This is a genomic window from Microcoleus sp. B4-C2 (assembly GCF_036705265.1).
GTDB lineage: Bacteria > Cyanobacteriota > Cyanobacteriia > Cyanobacteriales > Microcoleaceae > Microcoleus.
On record NZ_JAUBUB010000148.1, the window covers coordinates 1 to 10,046 of the forward strand.

At 48.0% G+C, this 10,046-nt stretch carries 7 protein-coding genes and 1 pseudogene; 2 read left to right on the top strand and 6 right to left on the bottom strand.

Annotation, left to right across the window (positions count from 1 at the left end):
- Positions 1 to 631: 631 nt before the first annotated feature.
- Positions 632 to 2,041, bottom strand: a complete 1,410-nt coding sequence (locus tag QUB20_RS27075; RefSeq protein WP_199292772.1) for a ferredoxin:protochlorophyllide reductase (ATP-dependent) subunit N — start codon at positions 2,039 to 2,041, stop codon at positions 632 to 634.
- Positions 2,042 to 2,150: 109 nt separating this feature from the next.
- On the opposite strand from QUB20_RS27075, the gene QUB20_RS27080 reads away from it, so the two are divergent.
- A complete protein-coding gene (locus QUB20_RS27080; protein WP_333056570.1) occupies positions 2,151 to 2,441 on the top strand; it encodes a hypothetical protein in 291 nt (96 codons plus the stop codon).
- Between the two features lie 86 nt (positions 2,442 to 2,527).
- Here the strand turns inward: QUB20_RS27080 and QUB20_RS27085 are convergent, their stop codons facing one another.
- The 5 genes and pseudogenes from QUB20_RS27085 to QUB20_RS27105 form a co-directional block, all read right to left on the bottom strand.
- Complete coding sequence (locus tag QUB20_RS27085; RefSeq protein WP_333251088.1) at positions 2,528 to 4,063, bottom strand: DUF5331 domain-containing protein; 1,536 nt, start codon at positions 4,061 to 4,063, stop codon at positions 2,528 to 2,530.
- A 34-nt stretch (positions 4,064 to 4,097) separates the two neighbouring features.
- Positions 4,098 to 4,964 (bottom strand): ferredoxin:protochlorophyllide reductase (ATP-dependent) iron-sulfur ATP-binding protein, encoded by an 867-nt coding sequence (bchL, locus tag QUB20_RS27090; protein WP_006634709.1) that lies wholly within the window; start codon positions 4,962 to 4,964, stop codon positions 4,098 to 4,100.
- An 867-nt stretch (positions 4,965 to 5,831) separates the two neighbouring features.
- Positions 5,832 to 5,966, bottom strand: a pseudogene (locus QUB20_RS27095) (IS5/IS1182 family transposase); the annotation flags it as partial.
- A 175-nt stretch (positions 5,967 to 6,141) separates the two neighbouring features.
- On the bottom strand, positions 6,142 to 6,474 hold the full coding sequence (locus tag QUB20_RS27100) for a P-II family nitrogen regulator (RefSeq protein WP_333251090.1): 333 nt from the start codon (positions 6,472 to 6,474) through the stop codon (positions 6,142 to 6,144).
- Between the two features lie 98 nt (positions 6,475 to 6,572).
- Positions 6,573 to 7,685: a sodium-dependent bicarbonate transport family permease gene (locus tag QUB20_RS27105; protein WP_333251092.1), complete on the bottom strand. Its 1,113-nt coding sequence runs from the start codon at positions 7,683 to 7,685 to the stop codon at positions 6,573 to 6,575.
- Positions 7,686 to 8,745: 1,060 nt separating this feature from the next.
- Here QUB20_RS27105 and QUB20_RS27110 point away from each other — a divergent pair.
- Positions 8,746 to 8,976, top strand: coding sequence for a hypothetical protein (locus tag QUB20_RS27110; protein ID WP_445299435.1), 231 nt, complete (start codon positions 8,746 to 8,748; stop codon positions 8,974 to 8,976).
- The last annotated feature ends 1,070 nt before the right edge of the window (positions 8,977 to 10,046 follow it).

Below are 10,046 nucleotides of genomic sequence, written 5' to 3' on the forward strand. Positions count from 1 at the left end.
TTTAAATCACCCTAACCTTCCTTCAGTCTTGTCTTATGGTACTCTGGCTGCTTAAAAACTGTCCGGAGTATTGTTAAAGGTAATCAGTATATTCACTAAAGCGTAGATATAACTAGGGCTTGCTGAATCAGTGGTGGAAGTAAACACAGTATGGATTTTGGCTCTTCAGTAGTTAGTATGCTAAATCAAGAGCTAAGCTAGGAAAGAAAGACAAATGAGGCTAGCAAAGTAGTGGGTAGAGTCATTACCGGGTTTGACAGAGGGAACTCATTTATTATTAACTATAAGCAAAAGCTAGAGGGGTTAGGTGGATTGAACAGCCATGAGAACAAAAAAAGAGATAAAGTTTGTAACCCTTGCCGCTCCATCAGGATAGTTTAATATCCTTATAGAACCCATTTGATATCTTTCCTGAAAAAATCAGGCAGACAAACAAGTCGTCTCACATAACTCAATAGCTACAAGACGAGAAATCATGGGGCAATGGTAGCAAAAGAGTCCAAATCCATATCGCACAGGGCTTACGCTTACAGCAATAGATCTCAAATGGGTTCTATAGATGCTTATACTATTCTAATGATAAAGGGCGGGCATTGCCCACCCTCGCTAGGAATCAGATGTAATTCAGAAACTAAACCTTCGCTTCATTCTTCACCAAATTACCCCAACCCAAATCCTTCAGTGAATTATTCCGGCGCAGCGGACGAGTCACCAACTCCAAAATATCCCGCGCATTACCAAACCCGTGAATCTGAGCAAAAGTAAACTCAACAGACCACTTAGTATTAATCCCCCGCGCTTCCAAAGGATTAGCGTGAGCCATACCAGTAATCACCAAGTCAATATTCTGCTCGTAAATCCGCTGCAACTGATTGTAATTGTCTGGTTTCTCCACAATCCGAGGAGTAGGAACTCCCATCTCGTGACAAGTCTTTTCTAACAACGCCAACTCGGCCGCTTGATAGCGCTTGTCCATATAAGGAATGCCGATTTCCGGGCAAGTCATGCCGCAGCGAATCAAGAAACGTGCTAAAGAAATCTCTAACAAATTGTCTCCCATAAAGAAGACAGATTTGCCGCGAATTATTTGCAGGTAATCTTCCAAACCAGCCCAAATTTGCGCTTCCCGTTCGTCCAAACCTTTTGGTTCAATTCCCAACACTGAGCAAATCTTTTCAATCCAAGCGCGAGTTCCGTCAGGGCCGATCGGGAATGGGGCACCAATTAGCTTACACTTACGACGGCGCATCAACGTAGAAGCTGTGCGTGACAAGAACGGATTCATGCCAGATACATAATAGCCTTCTTCCAAAACTGGCAATTCAGTGTAGCGCTTGGAAGGAAGCCAACCGGAAACTTTGATTCCTTGCTTCTTCAATTCTAGAGTTAGCTGAGTGACAACTGGGTCGGGCAAAGAACCGAAAAGTACCAGCGGTGTGTGCTTGACATATTCCGATTCATCTGCTGCAACTTCCTCTTTTTTCTTGCCGAAATTCAGCAGTTGAGAGATAGCATTGCGTTCTTGTTTCTGAGATTCCATCACGGGCGCTTTCTCAGGGCATTTAGCAGCCATCGCCGCTAAAACGGTATCTTCCCCTTGAGTAAAAGCGTAATCCAAGCCGTTAGCGCGCGCTGTGACGATGGGAATGCCAATTTCTGCTTCGAGTTTCGGCGCTAACCCTTCCAAATCCATTTTGATGATTTCGGTGGTGCAAGTGCCGATCCAGACAATTACACTGGGGTTACGATCGCGCTTAATTTGCAAGCACAGCCGCTTCAACTCGTCATAATCGTTTAATTGAGCGGAAATATCGCCCTCTTCCAACTCAGCCATCGCATAGCGAGGCTCGGCAAAAATCATCACGCCCATGGCGTTTTGCAAGAAATAGCCGCAAGTCTTAGTACCGATGACCAAGAAAAAACTATCTTCAATTTTTTGATAAAGCCAAGCTACGCAGCTAATCGGACAAAAAGTGTGATAATTGCCTGTTTCGCATTCAAAGTTTAAAGCTTCCGGTTCATTAGTAGTAATAGCAGTCATATCTCAAATCTTCTCCCTTTAAATTGTTTTTCGTCTCGAACAGGAATTGCGGCGGAGCGAGGAAACACCTGGATTTTGCGATCGCATCTCTTGCTGCGGACAAGCATAAGTGGTTTTTCAGGTTGTTTTTCCTCTCGAACGCGAACAGGCGCAGTGGCGAGGAAACACCTGTGAAAGTGCGATCGCGCTGAAGCAGCGAACAATAATAGAAATACCTGGTTTTGGCGTAATTTCTCTGAAAAATAGATGCAGCAAACTCAATATTTCCGCAGCCGCCGCAGCATCCAAAATTCTGGCTAAAAAATTCTGCGCGAGGGCATACAATCCCTCACAGCAGGGATTTAGTTTACTTCAACTCGCTAAGGCAAAAAGCCTTTTGGCAGTTGTGAGTTGGAGCTAATTAAAAATTAACAACTCGCAACTCACAACTCACAAATAGAGCGGGAAACTTCAAGACTAGAAGAGACGCGGGCGAGCGCAACAACCTCACTTAAAATCAGATAAAAAGCCGGAAATTTCTTCATCTTCATCGTCGGAATCCAAATCACCGAGATCTAGAGCATCTAAATCATCTTCATCTGGATCTCCGGTAGTTGCTTCCCCCAGATCGTCGAGTCCGAGATCGTCGAGGTCATCGTCATCAGATACAGAGAAATCGTCAATACCGTCATCGTCCAAGTCGCCCAGATCCATGTCTAGGTCATCTGAGGTCGCTGTCCCAAAAGGATCGGGTATTTCTTCGGCGACAAACTCTGCATCTTCTTCCCCAAACGGATCGGAAATCCCCGATTCGAGATCTCCAGAGGTCAAAGTCCCAAATTGTGAGGCTTCATCTTCCTCGTCATCGCCGAGGTCGAGACCGCCCAAAGCCAAGGCTTCATCTTCCTCGTCATCGCCGAGGTCGAGACCGCCCAAAGCCAAGGCTTCATCTTCCTCGTCATCGCCGAGGTCGAGACCGCCCAAAGCCAAGGCTTCATCTTCCTCGTCATCGCCCATATCAAAGTCAGATACGGCGTCTTCCTCGTCATCGCCCATATCAAAGTCAGATACGGCGTCTTCCTCATCGTCGCCCATATCAAAGTCAGATACGGCGTCTTCCTCATCGTCTTCGAGACCGAGACCGTCCAAAGCCGAGGCTTCTTCCTCATCGTCGTCCATGTCGAAGTCGGAGACCGCTTCTTCCTCATCGTCGTCCATGTCGAAGTCGGAGACCGCTTCTTCCTCGTCATCGCCCATGTCGAAGTCGGAGACTGCTTCTTCCTCGTCATCGTCCATGTCGAAGTCGGAGACTGCTTCTTCCTCGTCATCGCCCAGGTCGAAGTCGGAGACTGCTTCTTCCTCGTCATCGCCCAGGTCGAAATCAGAGACTGCTTCTTCCTCAAACTCATCGAAGGATTCGTCGTCGGAGCTCAGTGCTGACGCCGCCGCAGCCAGACCGGCAGCTCCGGCGACTCCGGCGACTACTCCGGCTGCTGCTAACGCCGCACCGCCCAATTTATTAGATTTGGCATCAGCGGGTGCAGCAGTTGCAGTTTGAGCCGCTGCGGGTGCAGCAGTTGCAGTTTGAGCCGCTGTGGGTGCAGCAGTTGCAGTTTGAGCCGCTGTGGGTGCAGCAGTTGCAGTTTGAGCCGCTGTGGGTGCAGCAGTTGCAGTTTGAGCCGCTGTGGGTGTAGCAGTTGCAGTTTGAGCCGCTGTGGGTGTTGGAGATGTGCCGATCGTCTGCGGCACTATATTTGAGGGCATACCCAGCGCGATGTCCGGGTCAAAATTTAGCCCCAACACTTCGATCAGGCTGTCTGCATCCGGCTTGAGTTTTGAGAAGGGCAGCATTAATTGCTGGAGTTCCGGCTCCAGGGCAGCCGCAATTCCCAGGATGAGGTAAGAAACAGGCCTTTTCCCGCCGTCGGGTGTGGCGACCGTGTTGTCAGCCGTCATGTGCAGGAGCAGCCAAGCCCGATTTACCTGGTAGTAGTCCAACCACTTCTGTTTGAGAGCAACTGAAAAAGTATCAAAAAAAGCCATAACCTCTTTATCCTCATCCTGATCGCTAGACCTATTAAACCATCATCAGGTCTAGCTCATCTTCCTCCTTCTTGACCACCGGTTGCACTGGATTTAGATAAAAATCTGAAAGTAAGGCAAATAATTCCCGATCGGGCGTGTCGTTGGGCACTACTCCTTCGGGCATTGCCAAAATCTGGTCAGCGATGTTGAGGTAGTAATCGCAGACGTAATTGAGGGAAGGATCGCTTTCTGCCATCTCAAACAATGTTTTGCCTTTAACGCGAGAAACGCGAATGTCTTCAATCAGGGGCAGCACTTCCAGCACCGGCATCGGTACAGAGTCAATGTACTTGTCGATCAAGTCGCGCTTTGAGGTGCGGTTGCCAATTAAACCGGCGAGCCGCAACGGGTGAGTGCGGGCTTTTTCGCGGACTGAGGCGGCGATGCGGTTGGCTGCAAATAAAGCGTCGAACCCGTTGTCGGTAACAATCATGCAGTAATCGGCGTAGTTCAAGGGGGCTGCAAAACCGCCGCACACTACGTCACCGAGCACGTCGAACAGGATAATGTCGTATTCGTCGAAGGCATTGAGTTCTTTGAGCAGTTTGACGGTTTCACCGACTACATAGCCGCCGCAGCCAGCTCCAGCAGGAGGGCCACCTGCTTCTACGCAGTCAACGCCGCCGTAGCCTTTGTAGATGACATCTTCGGGCCAAACGTCTTCGTAGTGATAGTCCTTTTGCTGAAGGGTGTCAATAATTGTGGGGATCAAGAAGCCAGTGAGGGTAAATGTGCTGTCGTGCTTTGGATCGCAACCGATTTGCAAAACTTTCTTGCCGCGCTTGGCTAGGGCAACGGAGATGTTGCAGCTTGTTGTCGATTTACCAATTCCACCTTTTCCGTAAACTGCTAGTTTCACTCTTGGTTCTCCTATAGGTTTCTATCAAAACGATGAGGGCTGGGTTTTCCTGCAATTGCCATAGCCCAATTGCCATAGCCCAATTGCCATAGCCCAATTGCAATTTCCTTAATTTCAGTCGATTTGAGATTTCAGATTTGAGATTAAAGAATCGACTCCACAGATGAATCTGGGGCTTCTCTTTAACTAAAATTTTCGAGCTCGACGACTTTTGTTTGGGGCTTGTATCCGTCTTTGGGTTAGACCAATTTTGGACTCAGCCCTTAGTCACCTCGTTGAAAGCATTATTAGCTAACTTGCGATGAAAAGAAAGGGGGCGTCTAAATGAAAATGCTAGTAAATTTGTTTATTTTGCATCTTTGGGAATCTTAACTGGTTTTTTGATATAAAAATCTATTTTTATAATTTTTTTAGCTTTTAAATTAATTTTAAAATACTTTCTTAATATAAAGAGGTACAAAAATAAAACAAAAATAAACGAATCAAACAATCTGGGCTTTGGGCTTTCGGGCTAGGATGCAGGCAGTTGATGGATTGTGCGGGTAACTCGAACGGTCATCAAGACGCTAGTGGATGAGGCAAACTCGAAGTTAGTTCGGATCGCTTGGGTCAGGCGAGGGCAAAGTTATGGGATTTTAGATTTTAGATTTTAAATTTTAGATTGGGAAAGATTGACTTTGCTGAGGTTTCGGGTGTTTTGTAAAAAATTGTGAATTTTTAGGAATAGGTGGGGAAGTGTCCGAGTTTTGCAGTGAGGGAGCCTCCGAGAGTGGGCGAGGAGTCGAGTGGGGGATTGTCGGTATATTAGACCTATTGAAAAAAAAATCTATGTTAAAATTAAAGGTTTTGAATTTTAGACCTGATATCTCACTGATAATTGTAAAGTGTTGACAACAAATTACAACGGAGACCATAACGGCGGCGACGATTATAACGACTTGACAAAAATTTGAAAACTTTTAGACTCCTATTAATATGTTCAATCACTATTCGAGCCTGGGCTATAGATCGCATCTGGAATTTGCAGTTCGCTACATCGTTGGCGGCAATGACCATACCACCGATCAGAAAGCCTCGCGCTGGGGACTGCAACTGAGACCCAAGTCCGCAGGCAAGAAATACGGCTACTAAAAAGCCGGGGCATGACCCCGGCTTTTTAGGTCTGTGTCGTCTCGGTTCAACAGCCGTCTGGTCCACAGAAACTGTGCCCGTACAGTACCTCCGCGTCACAGATATAGATCATGCCCGCAAAATCGAGGAAAAACTTGACTGCGACCTGATCGGCAATATTCTCCGCCATATCCCGATCGGGGGTGAGCACCTCGAATTTTATATTCGCCGTGGTGTCAGAAACGCTAGGTTGTCCCGACGATCGCACGTTGCGACTGCCTTTACCGCCGGTTTCCAGAACCGTATAACCGGTTGCCCCGGCTTCTTCGATGATATTGGCGATCTTTTTCAGCAGAATCTTTTCCGTGACGATGACAAGCTTTTTGGCTGGCTTGGGCATGTTGGTTACTTCCTTACCTACGTATGTTGATCTTAATATATTGAGTCGCTTGGTCTGGCGGGTCAAGGGAGCGCCGACAGACCGCGACCCGTCTGGGATTAGCTGCCACCGATCGCCTGGGCAAGCCCGAGGAAGAGCGGTATTGCCAAGCCGATCGCAATGGGTGTACCGATGGCTGTGGATGCGCCGATGTAGGCGGAGGGATTGGCCGACGGAATCCCGGCTCGCAACGTGGGCGGACCGGAGATGTCTGAACTGGAGGCGGCGATGACGGCCAGGATCACAACACCGCCCAGGCTGAATCCTGTGGCGTAGTGGGCAATCATGCCGAGACCGAAGGCGATGAACCCATGCAGCAGCGGTGCCACTACGCTATACACGACGTACCACTGGGCCACCTTACGTAGTTCGCCAAGTCTTGACCAAGCCTCCATACCCATGACCAGCATCAAGATCGAAAGCAAGCCGCGGAAGAGGGGGTCGTAGAAGCTTTTATAGACACTTTCCGGCTGGGTGAACAGGCCAAGAGCAATGCCGAGCAACATTGCCGATAGGGCAGGACCCTGGAGGCTTTCTTGCACGATCGGCCATATCTTGACCCGATTATCCGCAGGCTTCTGCTGCTTGCTGAGATACTCTTGCCGGGTGCTGGGATAATCGCCTGCTGCAACGGGCTGCTTGCTGAAAGACTGCTGCACGGTAGAGTGGGCTGCTGCACTACCCTTCTTCTGGTTGAGATAAATGTTGGCCACCACAATCGCCGTTACGAGCGCTGGGATATCCATGAAGGGATAGAGTGCGGCAGCCCATGCCTCGTATGGCATGTTTTGTTCTTCCAGTAGTGTCAGGGCTGCAGCCATGGTAGAGCCACTCACAGCACCAAACAATCCCCCGGTCGCAATCGCATCTATGGTGTTGACCTTCGGCAGCTTGGCCAACGTATAGCGCGCGATGAATACAACAAGAACCCCTACTGCTACAGCAGACGCTGCGGGTATCACCATCTCCGTCAGGTTGGAATTGCGGATCGCCTGACCACCGGTCAGACCGATTTTCATGAGCAACATGAAGACGATGATCTGATTAATCGCCTCTGGAATTACCAATTCGCTACCAAGGGCGGCAATGACCATACCACCAATCAAAAACCCAAGTGTTGGGGACTGCAACTGCTTAAAGAAGTCCATTAAGAACAAGGACAAAAAATCCATGAATACCTCCTGCTGCCTCCTCTAACGAAGAGCGATTATTGTGATCGGTGAGCTTTAAGAAGTAAGGGTGCAGCGCTTCAATACTGCCCACAGGTGTTACGCCAACACCTGTGGGCAGGGGATTCAGAGATGGCCGCTCTCCGAATGGGGCTAGAAGGTGTCGCTGTCCCGCAGTAACTTCTATAGATCAATACCTATTAAGACCCAAAATTCTATGTACTTAAGTCATATTCTTAATTTCGCACAAACTTGCGATCGCTTTACATGGATATCCCACATAATTTCAAATTCAAATCATAAGTTTTCCTTTTATTCTCAGAAAACCCGTATATCGTCAGTGTAAATTGCGATCGCAGAATTTTCTCTATACACGGATATTGCACCGAGGACGGTATGGGATCAGCAAAATCAGGAACAGGAGTTGCGTGGACACCACTCTTCTAGCAATGACTGAGCTAATCAATCCACATTTCAGGGGGAGCTGTTGACGGTTCATAAGTCGTGGATGGACTGTAACTGGCAAGGTTAAACCACCCCACCGCCAGTAGGAGACCGAACCCACAGCCCAACAAAAAAGTCCAGGCGTGAGACGAATCGAACACACAGAGCAGGCGGCGATCTGCGCTATACACCTGCACTAGCCAGCCTTCGCTGGTGTTGTCAAATTGGGTCCGCAGTTTAGTTGAGTCAAACTTGTTCATTGTGTACGCTCCATGCTGCTCGAATGTGTGTGGCGGTGGCGGGCACTTGCCCGCCGCTACGGAAATACCTGTCAGAAATTCAACTGTGAATGGAGAGTGTTTCAAGGAGAGAGACTGGGTCGCTCAAAGCTGACATTGATGTCGAACAGAAGACAGACATCTATGCTTTCGCCTTGAACGGTATTCTTAAGTTTATACTTAGATTTGCTGGTTGAATGGTTGTCATTGCGCCAAAAAGATAAGTGTTTTTTATAAAATGCTTCCGCTAATCTGAGTCAATCTTTCTCAACAGAGGGTAGTGAATTCGCCGATCTTTGGCATAAACTTAAAGATATGGTTCAAGGAAAAACCATAGAGTATTGCCTTGTCACGAAAAAGGTTCTGCTGAAAAGGTGCTGCTGAAAAAGATCGCCAAGATCATCGAGGAAGCTGGGGCTGCCGGTTATACGGTGATGGAGGCTGGCGATCAAAGTAGTCGCAACGTGCGATCGTCGGGACAACCCACCGTTGGCGACAGCTTCTCGAATATAAAGATCGAGGTGCGAGGTGCTCACCGCGAATCGGGATATAGCATTGAAGATTTCGGATGAGGTCGCAGTGCAGTTTTTCGAGGATTATTCGGGCATCGCCTATAGCGCGTCGCGTGAGAACCCCGGTCTTTCCCGCAGGGTATGAAACGCAGTTGTAGCCTTTAGGCTACGAGTGTATTGTGTTAGAATTGAATTGTGCAGAACAAGTAGGCGTATCAACTACGTGCTGAACCATTCCTAGAACGGTCAGAAACCTCAGCCTAAAGGCGTGAGGCTTGAAAGAGAAATCTAACAGGCCATTCTGACCAGACTAAGCTTTAAATAGCTACGTTATTTAGGTCACGACACCCGCTTGATGCGAAGCTAGTCCCTTGCTCTGTCGCTAGTGGTTAAACAGTCTTAAGGTCACGCTCGACAGTGCTGCTAGCCTAACAAGCCTTTATAACTTTGTCGAAGCTAACTTTACCCCAGAAATGGGAGTTTGGGGCAACCATTCCCCAAAAATCGGAGAGGTTGCATTAAATTCCCTCTCCGACCCCGAAAGGGGATTTAATTCAATGTAAAGCCGTCCTATAAGGACGGGGCTTCAGACCCAGTTTTTTGGTGAAATTCCGGGCAGTAAGACACTCTCAGCATTTTTGACTGAGAAAGACTAAGGTACAGCCAAGCAGCGCAGGATGGGGAGCGTACCGAACTGGCTAGTGTTGAGAAGTGCGAACGAAAGCATACAAAAAGTAAGCGTAATTGCAGCACCGAAAGGTAGTTGTTTTGAACGTCTAGATGTGTCTTGACAGCGCCATTAAGAGCGTCAAAACTTCTTAAGAATCTCCGCACCTTCAGGTCGGAGAGTGTCAACTCTGTGACGCGGAGGTACTGCACGCGCACAGGTTATGACTCACAACCCCAGCAATTCTCATTTTTGCAAGAAGCTTTCAAACACTGGGAATCTCGGTATTGTAATAGACCTCTTGCAAAAAAATCTATGTTAAATTTAAAGGTTTTGAATTTTAGACCTGAGAGTTCACTGATAATTGTAAAGTGTTGACAACAAATTAAGCTGTGGAGCATTTAAACCATTAACGATCCAGGTAAGGTGCGCCATTCGCGAACACTTACTATACATGGGAAAC

Coding starts and splice junctions, on each gene's coding strand:
- QUB20_RS27075 (WP_199292772.1), bottom strand. CDS start 2,041: ATGACTGCTATTACTACTAATGAACCGGAAGCTTTAAACTTTGAATGC.
- QUB20_RS27100 (WP_333251090.1), bottom strand. CDS start 6,474: ATGCCCAAGCCAGCCAAAAAGCTTGTCATCGTCACGGAAAAGATTCTG.
- QUB20_RS27105 (WP_333251092.1), bottom strand. CDS start 7,685: ATGGATTTTTTGTCCTTGTTCTTAATGGACTTCTTTAAGCAGTTGCAG.
- QUB20_RS27085 (WP_333251088.1), bottom strand. CDS start 4,063: ATGGCTTTTTTTGATACTTTTTCAGTTGCTCTCAAACAGAAGTGGTTG.